We start from the raw sequence: 15517 nt of genomic DNA on the forward strand, positions 1-15517 counted from the left end.
GGCCACCGGACGAGGCCAAACCTCTCGGATCGGTGCTCTTGTACGACGTACTGGCGGAACAGTCATGTTCCGGTGATCCACACAGCTATTTCAACTCCGCTGAGGTCTTCCCGAGCAGCCTGCGGGCGACGATCAGCTGCTGGATCTGCTGCGTCCCCTCGAAGATGTCCAAGATCTTCGAGTCTCTGGCCCACTTCTCCAGCAGGTGGTGTTCGGAGTAGCCGAGGGAGCCGGCGAGCTCCACGCAGCGCAGGGTGATGTCGTTGGCGGCGCGGCCGGCTTTGGCTTTCGCCATGGAGGCTTGCAGGGAGTTCGGGCGGGCGTTGTCCGCCATCCAGGCGGCCTGGAGAGTCAACAGGTAGGCGGATTCGTAGTCCGCCTCCAGCTCCAGGTACGTCGCGGCCGCGGACGGCTGGAGGTGGGTGGGCCGGTCGTAGTCGATGTCGACGCCGGCCTCCGACAGCAATTCGCGGGTGAGTTCCAGGGACGCCCGGGCGCAACCGACCGCCATCGAGGCGACCAGTGGCCGGGTGTTGTCGAAGGTCTGCATGACGCCCGCGAAACCCTTGTCGGGGTCGACTTCCGGCGAGCCCAGAAGGTTCTCGGCGGGCACCCGGCAGTTGGTCAGGCGGATGGTGGCGGTGTCGGACGACCGGATGCCGAGCTTGTGCTCGACCCGCTCGACCGTCAGCCCGGGCGTCTCCTTCGGTACGACGAACGACTTGATCGCCGCCCGGCCCATCGATTTGTCGACGGTGGCCCACACGACCACCGCGTCGCAGCGTGCGCCGGCGGTGACGAAGATCTTCTCCCCGTCGAGCACGTAGTGGTCGCCGTCGCGGCGGGCCGTCGTCTGGATGTTCGCCGAGTCGGAACCGCAGCCGGGCTCGGTGATCGCCATCGCTGCCCACACCCCGTCGAAGCGGCGCAACTGCTCGTCGGAGGCGACCGACGCGATCGCCGAGTTGCCGAGCCCCTGCCGCGGCATCGACAGCAGCAGCCCGACGTCGCCCCAGCACATCTCCATGATCGACAGCACCGACGACAGGTTGGACCCGTTCTTGACCTTGGAGTCGTCACCCTCAGTACGCCGTACGCCGCTCGCCCCCGCGCCCGACCCGGTCCCGCTCGCGCCCAGGCCGTCGACGAGAGCGGCCAGCAGGTCGAGCTCCTTCGGGTACTCGTGCTCGGCCAGGTCGTAGCGACGCGAGTTCGGGCGCAGCATCTCGACCGCGACCTGGTGCGCCTGGTTGACGAAGGCACGGAACTTGCGGGGAACCTCGAGATTGATCATCAGACCAGCACCGCACCTTCCATCACGCCGACGGCCCGCAGGTCGCGGTACCACCGCTCGACCGGGTGCTCCTTGACGAACCCGTGCCCACCGAGCAGCTGGACACCGTCGGTCCCGATCCGCATCCCCTTGTCCGTGCACAGCCGTCGCGCCAGCGCGACCTCTCGCGCATACGGAAGCCCTTGTTCCGCACGCGATCCGGCCCGGTAGGTGACCAGCCGCATGCCTTCCAGCTCGATCGCGATGTTCGCCACCATGAACGCGACCGATTGCCGATGGCTGATCGGCTCCCCGAACGCCGTCCGCTCGTTCACGTACGGCGTGACGTAGTCGAGCACCGCTTTCGCCGTGCCGAGGCTCAACGCACACCAGCCGAGCCGCGACAGCCGCACGCAGTCGGCGTAGTCCGCCAACGTCCCGAGCTGCACCGCCGGTACGTCCTCGAGCATCACCCGGCTGAGCGAGGCCGCCCGCAGTCCCATCGACGGCTCGGCTTCGATGGTCACGCCAGGATGGTCCGACTCGACCAGGAACAACGCCGGTCCCTGGTCCTCCAACTGGGCCGCGATCACGAACACCTCGGCCTCAGCACCCCGCGGGACGAGCGACTTCACGCCGTTCAGCAGGTGGCCGGTCCGTTGCCCGGTCGCGCGGGTCTTCAGCGTGAACGGATCGAACAACGGCCGGGGCTCGACGATCGCCAGCGCGGCCGCGGGCACGTTCTCGCCCGTGAAGGCCGGCAGGTACGTCGCCTGCTGGGTCTCGTCGCCCCACAGCGAGATCGCCGTACTGACCGCGGCCGGCGCGAGGCACGCGACTGCCTGGCCCATGTCGCCGTGCGCCATCGCCTCGGCCACCAGGACGCCGGTCATCGCCGACCGCTCGGTGACGATCCCGCCGAGTTCCTCCGGCACCTCGATCAGGCTCAGTCCCAGCTCGGCGGACTGCTCCAGCACCTTCGGGTCGGTCGTGCACGCGGTGTTGGCGTCCGCGGCGCCCGGCCGCAGCACCTCCGCGGCGAACTCGGTCACCACGCCGACGACCATCTGCTGGTCGTCGGTCGGCGTCAGGTCGAACCGTCCGCTCCCCCGCGCGGACGGCAGCCGGGCCGGGGCGATCAACCTCGTCGCGGCCGAGAAGCTCCTGGTCAGCGCGCCGGCCGTGCGGAATCCCGTTCGGGTCGCCTCGAACACCACCCGCTCGGTCTGCTTGCGCAGTCCGAGCCGGTCGATCGCCCGCGACCTGGCCAGCTTGTTGAGCAACGCGACGCCGTACCCGATCGCGTCCCGCCCGGTGCGTACCGCTTGGTCACTCGCCATCCGGTCACTGTAAACCGAAGTTACAACTCAAGTCACGCTCGCCGCCCGGCCAACCCGCTCAGACAGTCCTGCTGACCTTCCCCGGCCCGAGCAGCCGCTCGGTGAACTCACCCACCTTGGCCATCGCCTGCTGCGCCTCGGGCAGGAACGACCAGAACAGCTGGAAGATGTGCGTCTCCACGGCGTACAGCTCCATCGTCACTTGGACACCTTGCTGCTCCGCCCGCTCGGCCAACTGCCGCGCTCCCACCGCGACCGGATCACCGCTGGCGAGCTGGATCAGCATCGGCGGAAGCCCGGCCAGGTCGGCGTTCATCGGGTCGAGCAGCGGATCGTCGGTCGGCTGCCCGGCGACGTACCACTCGACGCACTGCGCCAGCATGCCGAAGTTCTCGTGCTCGGCCAGCGGCGACGTACCCTCGACGATCTCGGTCATGTCGACGCCGGGACACAGCAACACGGCGCCGGCCGGCATCGGATGGCCGCGGTCGCGCAGGGCCAGCAGGAGCGACAACGCCAGAGCTCCTCCCCCGGAGTCGCCGGAGACGATCAACTGGTCGGCCGGCACCTGCTCCAGCATCCACAGATAGGCGCTCACCGCGTCGTCGACCGCAGCCGGGTAGGGATGCTCGGGCGCCAGCCGATAGTCCGGGACCAGTACGCCGCTCCCGATGCTCGTCGCCAGGGCCCCCGCGAACCCGCGATACCCGTACGCCGAGCCCATCACGAAGCCTCCGCCGTGCAGGTGCAGCACCCTCGGCGGACGGGACGCGTCAGCGGCCACCTGCAAAGCCGGTACGCCGCCGCACGTCAGCGGGACCACGACAACATCAGGCGGCACCGGCGCCTGCGCCAGCATCTGCTCGTACGCCGAACGCAGGCTGGTCAAGCTCTCCTGCCCGCGATCCGAGCGACCGGTCGCCACTGGCGCCCACATGCGGTTCGCTCGTCCGACCAGCTCACCCCCGACCGATCGCGCCGTCACCAGTGCGCTGTCCAGGTCGGCCAGCAGCGTCCGGGTGCGATCCAGCAGCGCCTCACCGGCCAGCGTGAGCTCCACCCGGTGGGTCGAGCGCCGGAGCAGGTCACACCCCAGCAGTCGTTCCAGCGCACGGATCTGGCGGCTCAGCGCCGGTTGCGACAGGTAGAGCCGGCTCGCGGCGCGGCCGAAGTTCAGCTCCTCCGCGACAGCGACGAACGCCCGCAGGTGCCGCAGCTCGATCGCGTCCGGGGTGTTGGACAGCGCCAGGACGTCGGCAGACTCGTTGCTCTCGCTCATGCCGACATTCTGACCCCGAAGCGGGCTGCCGGTCCGTCGTTCGGTCATGCCGTTGCCGCACGACCGCCATGCACGATCGGCCTTTCCCTTGCACCGGTGCGCACTGCGACGGTTTCGGCATGACCTCCTCACCACCGTTCACCCGTCGCGCGGCGGTCCAGCTGCGCGGCACCACCGGTCCGATCTGGGCCCGCATCTACTGGCCGCCCGGCAGCGGACCGGGCCGGCCACCGCCTCCCCTGCTGATCTATTTCGCCGGGTCGGAGGCCACCGATCCCGACCCGGAGTGCCGGCAGCTCTGCCTGCGCGGCGGACTGGTCATCCTGGCCGGCCCCTCCACCTCGCCGTACGACGTGGCGCTCGCCGACGCACAGGCGATCGTCGGCTGGGCCGCTGACCACGCGACCGAGCTGGAAGCCGATCCGGCCCGGCTCCTGATCTCCGGCCGCGGCGACGGCCTCGTACTGGCGACCGAGGTGAGTCGGATCGCCGGAGACGAGGGCTGGCCGGAACTCCTCCTACTGACCGACCTGGCCACCACCTTGGAAAGGACGAACCGATGAGTGAGACATCTCCGCGGGCGACCCGGCGGGAGTGGATCGGACTGGCCGTACTGGCCCTGCCGACCCTGCTGCTGTCGCTCGACGTCAGCGTGCTCTACCTGGCGCTGCCGAAGCTGAGCGCCGACCTGGGCGCGGACAGCACCCAGCAGCTCTGGATCCTGGACATCTACTCGTTCCTGCTGGCCGGCTTCCTGGTCACCATGGGCACGCTCGGCGACCGGATCGGCCGGCGCAAGCTGCTGCTGATCGGTGCGGGCGCGTTCGGCATGGCTTCGGTGCTCGCGGCCTGGTCCAGCAGTCCGGAGATGCTGATCGGCACCCGGGCACTGCTCGGCGTCGCCGGGGCGACGCTGATGCCGTCGACGATGGCGCTGATCCGCAACATGTTCCGCGACCCGCAGCAGATGGGACAGGCGCTCGGGCTGTGGTTCAGCTGCTTCATGGGCGGCATGCTGCTCGGCCCGGTGGTCGGTGGGGTGATGCTGGAGCACTTCTGGTGGGGCTCGGCGTTCCTGCTCGGCGTACCGGTGATGGTGCTGCTGATGATCCTCGGTCCGGTGCTGCTGCCGGAGTACCGCGACCCGGACGCCGGCCGGATCGACCTGGCCAGCGTGGCGTTGTCGCTCGCGACGATCCTGCCGGTGATCTGGGGGCTGAAGGAACTGGCTCGGTCCGGCTGGGCGGTCACGCCTGCGGTGGCCATCGTGGTCGGCGGCCTGCTCGGCGTGGCCTTCGTACGGCGCCAGCAGCGGCTGGAGCACCCGCTGCTGGACCTCGGACTGTTCCGGCTGCCCCGGTTCACTCCGGCGCTGGGCGTGATGCTCGCCAGTGGCGTGGTGATGGCCGGGATCGCCTTCCAGGCGGCACTGTTCCTGCAGGTGGTCGAGGGACTGTCGCCACTGGACGCCGGCTCTGGCTGATCCCGTCCAACGTCGCGATGATCGCCGGGATGAGCCTGGCGCCGCGGATCGCTCAGCGCCGGCAGACCTCGACGGTGGTCGCGGCCGGGCTGCTGGTCTGTGCCGCGGGGCTACTGATCGTGACGCTGGCGGACAGCAGCGGCGGGCTCGGCGTGCTGGTGGCCGGACTGGTCGTGACGTCGTTCGGGATGGGCCTGCCGATGACACTGACGATGAACCTGATCATGGCGGCGACTCCGCCGGAGCGGGCGGGGTCGGCGGCGTCGCTGAACGAGACCAGCGGGGAAGGCGGGATCGCGTTGGGCGTCGCGATGCTGGGCAGCCTGGGTACGTTCGCCTACCAGCGGAGTCTCGAGGTGCCCGCCGGTGTGCCGGACGGCGTTGCGGAGCAGGCGAGGCAGAGCGTCACCGCGGCCGTTGCGGCGGCAGGTCAGTTGCCTGGACAGCTGGGTGAGGACTTGGCGTCGGCGGCGAAGGCGGCCTTCACGACCGGGCTCGACACGGTCGCGGTGGTCGGTGCGGTCGTTTTCGTGGGCTGTGCGGTGATGGCCGCGATCCGGCTGCGGACCACGCCGGAGCCGGCCGGGGCTTCGGTTTCGGAGCCGGCGGTCCCGGAGCGGGCAGCCGAACCGGTCTGAGTGGGTTGTCCGGGCGTCAGCCGTCGGTGGTCTCGGTGGAGATCCCGGCGGCTTTCGCCGTGAGGTAGCGCTGTTCCGGCAGGCTCGTCGTACGGCGGGCCGCTGCGAGGAAGTGTTCCCGGGCCGCGGCGAGGTCGCCGGCTCGCTCTAGCAGGTGGGCCCGGACGGCGTCCAGCCGGTGGTTGTCGGCCAGGTGCTTGTCGTCGTCGAGCGTCGCGAGCAGGTCGAGCCCGGCCCGGGGCCCTTCGACCTGGGCGAGCGCGATCGCGCGGTTGAGCGTGACCATCGGGTTCGGCGCGAGCTTTTCCAGCAGCCGGTAGAGCGCGAGGATCTGCGGCCAGTCGGTCTCGTCGGCCGTCGGCGCCTCGGCGTGCACGGCGGCGATCGCGGCCTGCAGCTGGTACGGGCCGACTTCTCCTTTCGCCAGCGTCTCGAGCGTCAGGGCCGCGCCCTCCTCGATGGACTCGCGGTTCCACAGTGAGCGGTCCTGCTCGTCGATCGGGATCAGCCCGCCGTCCTCGGTGGTCCGCGCCGCCCGGCGGGCGTCCGTGAGCAGCATCAGCGCGAGCAGACCGGCGACCTCGCCCTCATCGGGCAGGGACTCCCGCAGCATCCGGGTCAGCCGGATCGCCTCCGCGGTCAGCTCGACCCGCTGCAGCTGGTCGCCGGAGCTGGCGGTGTAGCCCTCGTTGAAGATCAGGTAGAGCACCTGCAGGACGACGCGCAGCCGGTCGGCCCGCTCCTCCTCGGGCGGCAGCACGAAGCGGCTCCCGGCCGCCTTGATGCTCTTCTTCGCCCGGCTGATCCGCGGCGCCATCGTTGCCTCAGGCACCATGAACGCGCGCGCGATCTCCGCCGTACTGAGACCGCCGACCGCGCGCAGCGTCAACGCGACCTGCGAAGCCGGTGTCACCGCCGGATGGCAGCACAGGAACAACAGCGTCAGCGTGTCGTCACCTTCGGCCGGCTGGTCCTGGTCGGCGCCGGGCGCAACCAGCTCGTCCGGACCGGCCATCGCCGCGACGGAGTCCTCGCGCTTGCGCCGCGCACTCTCGCTGCGGAACTGGTCGGTCAGCCGCCGGGTCGCGACGGTGATCAACCAGCCTCGCGGGTTCGCCGGTACGCCGTCAGTCGGCCACTGCGTCGCCGCCGCCAGCAGGGCCTCCTGCACGGCGTCCTCGCAGAGGTCGAACTGCCCGTAGCGCCTGGTCAGGAAGCCGAGCACCTGCGGAGTCAGCTCGCGCAGCGACTGCTCGATCCGCCCATCGCTTCCACTCATGGGCCCACCCTGCCTCTCCCCCGGCTCACACACCAACCTTCGACCACCTGCAACCGGCCGGTCGCGCCGTCGTTCAGCCTTGGAGGCGACGGAGGGCCGCGGTCGGGAGGGCTCGCGTGACCGGACCCAGGAACGAGGCGTCGCGGAGGGCGGTGCGGGCGGCCAGGTGGCCGCAGGCGCCGTGGACGCCGGGGCCGGGGTGGATCGCGGAGCTGCCGAGGTAGAGGCCGGTGACGTACGTGCGCGGGCTGCCGAGACCGACGGTGGGGCGGAAGATGAGCTGCTGATGGAGCTGCGCGGTGCCGCCGCCGAGCGCGCCGAGGCCGAGCGACGCGTTCTGGCCGACGAAGTCGCTGGGGCGTTGCAGGTCGCGGTCGATCACGACTTCGGAGAAGCCGGGTGCGTAGCGCTCGATGTGCCGGTCCATCAGGTCGCCCAGCTTCTCCGCGGCGGCGTCGTCGGCGATGCCGCGCGGCAGGTGCGAGTACGCCCAGACCGCCTCGGTCCCCTCCGGCGAGCGGCTCGGGTCGGCCTTGGTGGTCTGCCCGATCAGCATGAACGGCTCCAACGGCAACCGTCCCGTGTCCAGATCCGCGGACAGATGGACGAGGTCGTCGGCGGTTCCGCCGAGGTGGACCACTCCGGCCACGCGCGCGTCGTCGGAGTTCCACGGGATCGGGCCGCTCAACCGGTAGTTGACCTTCACCGTCGGGTAGTCCCACTCGAACCGCTCGAGATCCCGTCGCAGCCCACCCGGGACACTTGCCTCGGGCAACAGTACGTCGTACAGGGTGGTCGCGGAGACGTCGCCGATCACGGCCCGGCTCACCGCGATGCGTTCGCCCGAGGCGGTGCGGACGGCGCTCGCACGGCCGGCGGTCAGCTCGATGCCGGTGACCGGGGTACCGGCGACGAAGAGGGCGCCGGCGCGTTCGGCGCGGAGGCGCAGCGCGTTCGACAATGCGCTCGAACCGCCTTCCGCGACCGGGTAACCGACGTCCTGCGCCAGCATCGCGAGCAGCCAGCCCATCGTGCCGCTGACCGATCCGGTGAGCGGCGCGTCGGCGTGGAACGAGTTCCCGGCGAGCAGTGCGCGACCGCCGGGCCCTTCGAACAGCTCCTGCGCCATCCGGTGCATCGGCATCGCCATGAACCGCGCGAACCGGACCAGCTCACCGGCCGATCCCAGCCGCCGGGCCAACCGCGCGGCGGGCAGCACAGGCGGCCACCTGGTCAGGAGCGACTGCAGGAACGGCTCCCGGATGCCCACGTACTTGGAGTACAGATCCAGCCACGCGTCGCCATCGGCGGGGTGGTGACGCGCGACGGAGGCGGCGGTGTCGATGGGGTCCGGGTGGATCGCGACGGAGGTTTCCGGGTCGAGCAGGTGCGCGAGGGCCAGCGGCGCATGCGTCCACTTCAGCCCGAACTTCTCCAGCTCCAGCGCCCGAAACACCGGCGACGCCACGCCCAACGGGTAGTTCGAGCTGAACCGATCACTCACCCAGCCGTCCGCGACGGTCGACCGCACCGCACCCCCGAAGGTGTCCGCCGCCTCGAGCACCAGCACGTCCCACCCGGCATCGGCCAGCTCGACCGCACTGACCATCCCGTTCGGACCCGACCCGATGACGACGGCATCCACCCTACGAGGAAGCATGCTTCGACCCTAAGCCATCCCGTCGCCCTACCCCGCAGCCCACCTCGCGACTTTGAGCACACCAGACCGAGGCGGACGCGCACCACCCACCAAGCACCGCCGGATCCGGCGAGTCACGCTCAGCCGGCCCCGCAGGGCTGTGGTGAACGGTGGTTGGTGGGTGGTGCAGGTCCGCGCCTGACCGGCACGTTCGCGCCCGGCCGGCGTGATCGACCAGTCCGCGCGGTCGGAGGCCGGACCGCGGTCTGTCGCGGTGTCAGCTCTGGCGGGACTCGATGTCAGCTCTGGCGGGACTCGATGTGTTGCATGAGCGTGGTCAGTTCGCGGGCTCGGGCGAGCATCGCGGGGTCGACCATGCGGCCGTCGGGCAGCACGATGACGCCACCCTCGGCGACGCCGGCCTTCTCCACCGCGGCGAGCAGGTTGGCCGCGTCGGCGAGTTGGTTCGCGGTGGGGGTGAAGGACTCGACGATCGGCGCGAGCTGGCGTGGGTGGATCGCGGTGCGGCCGACGAAGCCGAGTTTGCGGCCTTCGAGGCTGGTACGACGGAGGCCTTGCTCGTCGTTGACGTACGGGTAGACCGACATCATCGGGGCGCCGAGGCCGGCGGCGCGCGACGCCGAGACCAGTCGCCCGCGGGCCCAGGCGAGGCCTTCGGGGCCGTCGACGCCGAGGGCGCCGGAGAGGTCGGCTTCGCCGAGGGCGACCGCGACGACGCGGGGATCGGCCGACGCGATCTCGAAGGCTCGTTCGAGGCCGAGCGGCGACTCGATCAGGGCGGTGATCCTTGCCAAAGGCACCTGATCCAGGACGGCGTGAACGTCCGCCGCGCTCTCCACCTTCGGGAGTCGAACCCGCACATCCGGAACGGCCGCCAGCGCGGCGAGATCGTCCTCGATCCACGGCGTGCCGGGCGCGTTCACCCGCACCTCGAACGCCGTCGAAGCCCGCGCCGCGATCCACGCCACGGCCCAGCCCCGAGCGTCCGCCTTGTCGTCCACCGGTACGGCGTCCTCGAGGTCGAAGACCACCAGGTCGGGGCCCGCGGCAACGGCCTTCGCGAAGCGGTCCGGCCGGTTGGCCGGCACGTACAGAGCGGTCAGCACTCAGACCACTCCCGACTCGCGCAGCGCGGCGAGTTGCTCCGGGGTGATGCCGATCTCGGCCAGCACCGCGTCGGTGTCGGCGCCGTGCGGACGGCCGGCCCAACGGATCTGGCCCGGGGTGTCGGACAGCCGGAACAGCACGTTCTGCATCGCGACCGGGCCGCCGAGCTCCTCGTCGTCGACCTCGACGATCGTGCCGAGCGCGGCGTACTGCGGGTCCTCGACGATGCCGCGGATGTCGTGGACCGGGCCGACGGCCGCCTCGGCCTTTTCGAAGGCGAGCATGACCTCGTCCAGAGAGCGCTCTCCGATCCAGGATCCGACTGCCTCGTCCAGCTCGTCGGCGTGCTGAGCGCGCTCGCGACCGGTGCCGAACCACGGCTGTGCGACCAGATCCGGGCGACCGACCAGCGTGACCACGCGCTCGGCGATGCTCTGCGAGCTGGTGGAGACGGCGACCCAGCGGCCGTCGGAGGTCTGGTAGACGTTGCGCGGAGCGTTGTTCGACGAGCGGTTGCCGAGCCGCGGCTGGACGTACCCGGTCTGCTGGTACGCCGTGATCTGCCCGCCGAGCATCATCAGGATCGGCTCGATGATCGCCATGTCGATCACCTGTCCCTGCCCCGACCGGTCCCGCTCGCGCAGGGCAACCAGTACGGCGTACGCGGTGGCGAGCGCGGTGATCCCGTCGGCCAGACCGAACGGCGGCAGGGTCGGTGGACCGTCGGGCTCACCGGTGACGGCCGCGAACCCGCTCATCGCTTCGGCCAGCGAGCCGAAGCCCGGCCGGCTCGACCACGGGCCGACCTGGCCGAACGCGGTGACGCGGGCGATCACCAGGCGCGGATTCGCCTCGAGCAGCACGTCGGGACCGAGGCCCCACCGCTCGAGCGTGCCCGGGCGGAAGTTCTCCACCAGGACGTCCTGCTCGCGGATCAGCTCGAGAAAGACGTCGCGGCCGCGGGACAGGTCGAGGGTCGCGAGTCGCTTGTTCCGACCCAGGGTCTTGAACCACAACCCCACGCCGTCTTTCGAAGCACCGTGCCCGCGCGCCGCGTCCGGGCGCGCGGGGTGCTCGATCTTGGTGACGTCGGCCCCGAAGTCGCCGAGGAAGGTCGCCGCGAGCGGACCGGCGAACAGCGTCGCCGCCTCCACCACCCTGATCCCGGCCAGCGGTGCCGCCCGCCCCGCGGGCACACTCCCACCCGGCACCGCGGATGAGGTGTTCCCGGCCGTGGATCCGCCCGCGCTCACCGTGCGCACCGGAAGCCGATGGTTTCCGAGCGGTCGAGTCCGCCGCCCGTGAGCACCAGCTTGAAGCTGAACTCCGGCTCCTGCGGACCACCGTCGGCGTACCAGTCGGATCCCTCGGCGACGTACCACGAGCCGCCCTTGAGGATGCAGAAGCGGCTCCGGCCGTCGCGGTGCTCGCTCTCGGTCCAGTTCCAGACCAGTGGCTCCAAGCGGGTGAACCCGTCCAGGGCCGCCGCGACCTGCCACTCGTCCTCCGTCGGCAGCCGACCGCCGGCCCACTGTGCGTAGGCGCGCGCGTCCGCCAGATCGACGTACGTCACCGGCTGGTCCTCGGTCCCCGGCGCCGGAGCACCGTCGACCCAGTGCGCGAGGAAGCGGTTGGCCACCAGCGGCTGGTATCCGCTCGCGGCGAGGAATTCCGCGTACTCCGCGTTCGTCACCTCGCGGACCGCGACCGACACCTCCTCCAGCGACACGTCCCGCTGGAGCGTCTGCTGGTCGTGCAGGCGGGGAGGCAGCGGCTTCCACTCCTCCACGTACGGCGCTTCGTCGTACAGGCCGGTCTCGCGGCGCCGGTGCCGGACCACCAGAGAGCGCTCTCCGGCGGGCACCACGACGGCCGGACCGAACGTCGGCTCGCCCACGGGCGTCGGCGGCGGGATCCGCCGCCCGGGCGCGACCGGGAACGTCGTGTCCTTCAGATGCGGGCGCGGCATCGTCCCGAGCCGCCGCGCGGTGGCCCGGCAGGTCGCGCCGGCCGTCGCGCCGACCCGCACGATCCCGGCCACGCCGCGACCCGGGACGACCAGGTGCACGCCGTCGTCGTCGGCAGTGATCGGTACGCCGGACGTCACGTCGTACCAGTCGCCGACCTGGTCCTCCGAGCGCAGGACGACGCCCTCGAAGTCCTCCTCGTCGCGGTTGATCAGCGTCCAGAAGGTGATGTCGGCCAGCTCGAAGCGCGAGCCGAACACCCCGTGCGAGCGGGCCTTGTCCGGGATCTCAGGCGTCAACGGGATCCAGTCGCCGTTGATCAGCACCGGAGAGAACGCTCTCTGCGCCGCGACCATCCGGCGCAACGTGGCCCGGTCGCGGGCGTTCCAGCCGACCCAGGCCGAGAACACGCTCTCCCAGACCAGGATGCCGACGCCGTTCACCCAGGCCGACTGCAGCTCGTCGCTGTGGTCGCGGTTCCAGCGGCGGGTGTGGTGCATCATGTGCCGGCGCTCGAACAGGTGCGCCCGCAGTACGCCGGGCGCCCGGGTGTCGGCGAACCACTGCGCCCAGGACAGCGCGTGGTCCGAGATCCTTGCCAACGGCAACCGTGACTCGCCCTCGAAGGCGATCGCCGGGTTGACCTTGTGCAGCGCCCGGGTGAACGCCGGGTCGCCCTCCTTCAGCGTGTCCAGAAAGGCGCCGTCCGCACCGAAGTCGGCGACCAGCGCGGCGAACTCCTCGGCGTCCGGCCCGTCCGCGCGGCGGGTGCCGACGTCCCACGGGTTGTAGTCGAAGAACACCTTCAGCCCGAGCCGGTGCAGATCGTCGACCAGTTGCTTGAGGCCCGGAACGTCACGATAGAAGTCGAACTGGTTGCGCGAGTCGATCCCGATCACCGGGTAGGCGTGCCACAGCACCACCGCGTCGTAGCCGCCGAAGTCCTCGAGGCCGTGCCGGACGAACTTGTCCGGCGTGAACTTGCCGGTGGCCACGTCGTACAGCTGGTCGTCCCACAACCAGACCAGCGCCACCGAGTACGCCGTCTGGGTCCACTCGCGGCCCGGCTCCTCGTAGTGCGAGCCGCCGTCGTACGCCGTCCGGTCGTAGGCGCCCATCAGCCACTCGGCGAGCTTGCCGCGCCAGCGCGGCAGGTCGGCCGGGTCGTCGGGGGCGCCGAGGATCTTGGCGTCGTCGAGATAACTCAGGTCGGCACGCAAACCGAGCTCGACCTTCGCGGGGAGGTCGATCGGCCTCGGCTCCAGCGGGTTCACAGGTACACCTCCGCACAGCGCGCGTCGATAACGTCCCCGTGAGGCACCGAGGGGATGGCCCCCGCGGTCTGAACACTCAATGAAGCAGCAACGGTAGCGCGTCGGACCGCATTCGTCAGGTCGCTCGCTGTAGTTGATGTCGCAGCAAGTGTCGCGGCAAGCACTCCACAGAAGGTGTCGCCCGCGGCGGTCGTGTCGACCACCTCGACCCGGACCGCCGGGATCCGCACCTCGTCCGCCGAACGAGTCAGGATCACCGCGCCCTCCGCGCCCAGCGTCACGACCACGGCAGGCACCCGGTCCAGCAGGGCGGACAGCTTCGCACCAGCCACCGCTTCGGCCTCCGTCTCGTTCACGACCAGCAGGTCGACATGCCCCAGCAACTCGTCGGACAGCTCGGCAGCCGGTGCGGCGTTCAGGATGAAGTACCGGCTCGCCTCGGCTGCCGCCTGCACCGTACCGAACGGAATCTCGAGTTGGGAAAGGACTATTTTCGCCTCCCCCAGCGCCGAGCGCGCCTCCGGTGTGAGCCCAAGGGTCGCGTTCGCGGACGGCGCGACGGTGATCGCGTTCTCGCCGTCGGCGTCGACGGTGATGATCGCGGTGCCGGTCGGCTCGTCGACCGTCTGCACCAGCGACAGGTCGACGCCGTCCAGGGCCTCGCGCAACAACGCTCCCCCGTCGTCGGCGCCGAGCGCGGCGACGAACGCGGTGGACGCGCCGGCGCGGGCCGAGGCGACGGCCTGGTTCGCGCCCTTGCCGCCGGGGCCGCGGGTCAGGCCGGAGGCGAGCACGGTTTCGCCGGGGCGCGGGATCCGCTGGACCGGAAGTACCAGGTCCACGTTCGCGCTGCCGACGACCACGACGTCAGCCACGCCGGTCCCCCTTTCCAACCGCCACGGCCGCGGTTCGCGCGGCCAGTTCGTCGAAAGCGACCTGGTTCATCCCGGGCAGGCTGGTGGCCAGCCGGTTGTCCAGTGGTTCGCTCCACTCTGCCGGAACGCCGCGCACCGCGCCATGCACGGCACCGACCGTCGCGCCGACCGAGTCGGTGTCCCAGCCGCCCATCACCGCGCGGCCGACGCCGGTGGCGAAGTCCGGGGCGGTCAGCGCGTACGCCGTGAGCGCGCTGTTGTTGACGGCATGGACCCAGTGCAGCTGCCCGTACTCCGCGTGCAGTACGTCGAGCGCGTCGTCCAGCGGCTTGTCGGCCAGTGACAAGCCGAGGTGGACCGCGCGGGTGATCTCGCTGTCGGGGGCAACGGCTTCGAGGCCGGCCAGCGCGACTTCGCGCGGGTCGTCGAGCACGAGCGCGGCGGCGGACATCGCGGCGACCCAGATCGCGCCGTCGACGCCCGCGCCGGTGTGGCTGAGCCGGGCGTCGGTCAGCGCGAGCCGGGCGGCCGCCGTACGGTCGCCGGGGTGGACCCAGCCGTAGACGTCGGTCCGGATCTGCGCGCCGATCCACCAGCGGAACGGGTTGCGCACCAGCGCCGCGCGCTCGGGCGCGACGCCGTCGAGCAGGTTGCGGTAGGCGACCCGCTCGGCGGTGAACACGCGACCGGCCGGAAGGTCGCTCAACCAGGCTTGAGCCACGTCCTCGGTGGTCAGTTCGTCGCCGTGCCGCTCGACCAGCTGCAGGGCCAGGATCGCGAAGTTGAGATCGTCGTCCTCCGGCATCCCGTCGATGACTTCCCGCAAACTCGTCGGCTTCGACCGCCGGTTCCACGGCCACCGCGCCAGCACGTCCTCAGGCACTCCCACCGCTGTGATGTACCGCGTCAAAGGCCACTGCCCAGAACTGACCAAGATCTCCCGGATCCCCTCCCGGGGAATCTTCTCCACCGGCTTCCCGAGCAGATTGCCCGCCGCCCGCCCGAGCCAACCATCCAGAATCCGCCGTTCCACCCCACGGAACGAAGAGAGGGTAGAAGGTGTCGTACCACCGCTCTGAGGCAGCAGTGGAAGTTCAGGAACTGATGGTGCAGACCAGGTGGGTGTTCTCTTGTCCAGCTCGTCGAGCAGCTCGCGGGCCAACGCCCGGAGTTCCGGCGCGGCCGGCTCGGCTGAGGCCCCGGACACCGGCGCCTCAGCCGAGCCTCCCGCCAAAAGCCAGCGCCTGGTGATGTCCGTGACGTCGGCGCCTTCGGCCGAGGACTGGACCAGTTGGTGCGGCAGCAGGTCTTCCGGCTGCACCCAGGTCAGTCTCATCTGCGT

General features: G+C 70.7%; 13 protein-coding genes. 3 read left to right on the forward strand and 10 right to left on the reverse strand.

What is annotated here, in order from left to right:
- Positions 1-85: 85 nt before the first annotated feature.
- The 3 genes from ACQPXM_RS26530 to ACQPXM_RS26540 are packed head-to-tail and all read right to left on the reverse strand — an operon-like array spanning position 86 to position 3892.
- A complete protein-coding gene (locus tag ACQPXM_RS26530) occupies positions 86-1294 on the reverse strand; it encodes an acyl-CoA dehydrogenase family protein (RefSeq protein ID WP_432938118.1) in 1209 nt (402 codons plus the stop codon).
- Complete coding sequence (locus tag ACQPXM_RS26535; protein WP_432938120.1) at positions 1294-2613, reverse strand: acyl-CoA dehydrogenase family protein; 1320 nt, start codon at positions 2611-2613, stop codon at positions 1294-1296. Before ACQPXM_RS26535 ends, ACQPXM_RS26530 begins: the two co-directional genes overlap by 1 nt.
- Positions 2614-2671: 58 nt before the next feature.
- A complete protein-coding gene (locus ACQPXM_RS26540) occupies positions 2672-3892 on the reverse strand; it encodes an alpha/beta hydrolase fold domain-containing protein (protein WP_432938122.1) in 1221 nt (406 codons plus the stop codon).
- Positions 3893-4011: 119 nt separating this feature from the next.
- On the opposite strand from ACQPXM_RS26540, the gene ACQPXM_RS26545 reads away from it, so the two are divergent.
- From ACQPXM_RS26545 to ACQPXM_RS26555, 3 genes are read left to right on the forward strand one after another with little or no spacing between them, the layout of a single operon-like run.
- Positions 4012-4455 carry a hypothetical protein gene (locus tag ACQPXM_RS26545; protein WP_432938123.1) on the forward strand — a complete coding sequence of 148 codons (444 nt, stop codon included), beginning with the start codon at positions 4012-4014 and terminating at the stop codon, positions 4453-4455.
- Positions 4452-5375: an MFS transporter gene (locus ACQPXM_RS26550; protein ID WP_432938125.1), complete on the forward strand. Its 924-nt coding sequence runs from the start codon at positions 4452-4454 to the stop codon at positions 5373-5375. Before ACQPXM_RS26545 ends, ACQPXM_RS26550 begins: the two co-directional genes overlap by 4 nt.
- A 29-nt stretch (positions 5376-5404) precedes the next feature.
- Positions 5405-6013, forward strand: coding sequence for a hypothetical protein (locus ACQPXM_RS26555; RefSeq protein ID WP_432938127.1), 609 nt, complete (start codon positions 5405-5407; stop codon positions 6011-6013).
- A 16-nt stretch (positions 6014-6029) separates the two neighbouring features.
- On the opposite strand, the gene ACQPXM_RS26560 is transcribed toward ACQPXM_RS26555, so the two are convergent.
- The 7 genes from ACQPXM_RS26560 to ACQPXM_RS26590 all read right to left on the reverse strand — a co-directional run bounded on the left by ACQPXM_RS26560 (position 6030) and on the right by ACQPXM_RS26590 (position 15511).
- On the reverse strand, positions 6030-7292 hold the full coding sequence (locus ACQPXM_RS26560) for an RNA polymerase sigma factor (protein ID WP_432938129.1): 1263 nt from the start codon (positions 7290-7292) through the stop codon (positions 6030-6032).
- A 73-nt stretch (positions 7293-7365) separates the two neighbouring features.
- On the reverse strand, positions 7366-8952 hold the full coding sequence (locus tag ACQPXM_RS26565) for a phytoene desaturase family protein (protein ID WP_432938131.1): 1587 nt from the start codon (positions 8950-8952) through the stop codon (positions 7366-7368).
- A 278-nt stretch (positions 8953-9230) separates the two neighbouring features.
- Positions 9231-10058 (reverse strand): HpcH/HpaI aldolase/citrate lyase family protein, encoded by an 828-nt coding sequence (locus ACQPXM_RS26570; protein WP_432938133.1) that lies wholly within the window; start codon positions 10056-10058, stop codon positions 9231-9233.
- Positions 10059-11255 (reverse strand): CaiB/BaiF CoA transferase family protein, encoded by a 1197-nt coding sequence (locus tag ACQPXM_RS26575; RefSeq protein ID WP_432938135.1) that lies wholly within the window; start codon positions 11253-11255, stop codon positions 10059-10061.
- 53 nt (positions 11256-11308) lie between these two features.
- The gene (locus ACQPXM_RS26580) at positions 11309-13300 is read right to left on the reverse strand and encodes a formylglycine-generating enzyme family protein (protein WP_432938138.1); all 1992 of its coding nucleotides are present in this window, start codon (positions 13298-13300) and stop codon (positions 11309-11311) included.
- Entirely contained in the window at positions 13297-14175 is an 879-nt protein-coding gene (locus ACQPXM_RS26585) for a ribokinase (RefSeq protein WP_432938140.1), read from the reverse strand. Before ACQPXM_RS26585 ends, ACQPXM_RS26580 begins: the two co-directional genes overlap by 4 nt.
- On the reverse strand, positions 14168-15511 hold the full coding sequence (locus tag ACQPXM_RS26590; RefSeq protein WP_432938142.1) for an ADP-ribosylglycohydrolase family protein: 1344 nt from the start codon (positions 15509-15511) through the stop codon (positions 14168-14170). The genes ACQPXM_RS26585 and ACQPXM_RS26590 overlap by 8 nt, the downstream gene beginning before the upstream one ends.
- Between the last annotated feature and the right edge of the window lie 6 nt (positions 15512-15517).

The sequence above is a fragment of the Kribbella sp. CA-253562 genome (assembly GCF_050942265.1).
Taxonomy (GTDB): Bacteria; Actinomycetota; Actinomycetes; order Propionibacteriales; family Kribbellaceae; genus Kribbella.

What these genes read in the sequence shown, in the direction of transcription:
- ACQPXM_RS26560 (WP_432938129.1), bottom strand. Translation starts at nt 7,292, where the DNA reads ATGAGTGGAAGCGATGGGCGGATCGAGCAGTCGCTGCGCGAGCTGACT.
- ACQPXM_RS26545 (WP_432938123.1), top strand. Translation starts at nt 4,012, where the DNA reads ATGACCTCCTCACCACCGTTCACCCGTCGCGCGGCGGTCCAGCTGCGC.
- ACQPXM_RS26555 (WP_432938127.1), top strand. Translation starts at nt 5,405, where the DNA reads ATGAGCCTGGCGCCGCGGATCGCTCAGCGCCGGCAGACCTCGACGGTG.
- ACQPXM_RS26565 (WP_432938131.1), bottom strand. Translation starts at nt 8,952, where the DNA reads ATGCTTCCTCGTAGGGTGGATGCCGTCGTCATCGGGTCGGGTCCGAAC.
- ACQPXM_RS26590 (WP_432938142.1), bottom strand. Translation starts at nt 15,511, where the DNA reads ATGAGACTGACCTGGGTGCAGCCGGAAGACCTGCTGCCGCACCAACTG.
- ACQPXM_RS26530 (WP_432938118.1), bottom strand. Translation starts at nt 1,294, where the DNA reads ATGATCAATCTCGAGGTTCCCCGCAAGTTCCGTGCCTTCGTCAACCAG.
- ACQPXM_RS26550 (WP_432938125.1), top strand. Translation starts at nt 4,452, where the DNA reads ATGAGTGAGACATCTCCGCGGGCGACCCGGCGGGAGTGGATCGGACTG.
- ACQPXM_RS26535 (WP_432938120.1), bottom strand. Translation starts at nt 2,613, where the DNA reads ATGGCGAGTGACCAAGCGGTACGCACCGGGCGGGACGCGATCGGGTAC.
- ACQPXM_RS26540 (WP_432938122.1), bottom strand. Translation starts at nt 3,892, where the DNA reads ATGAGCGAGAGCAACGAGTCTGCCGACGTCCTGGCGCTGTCCAACACC.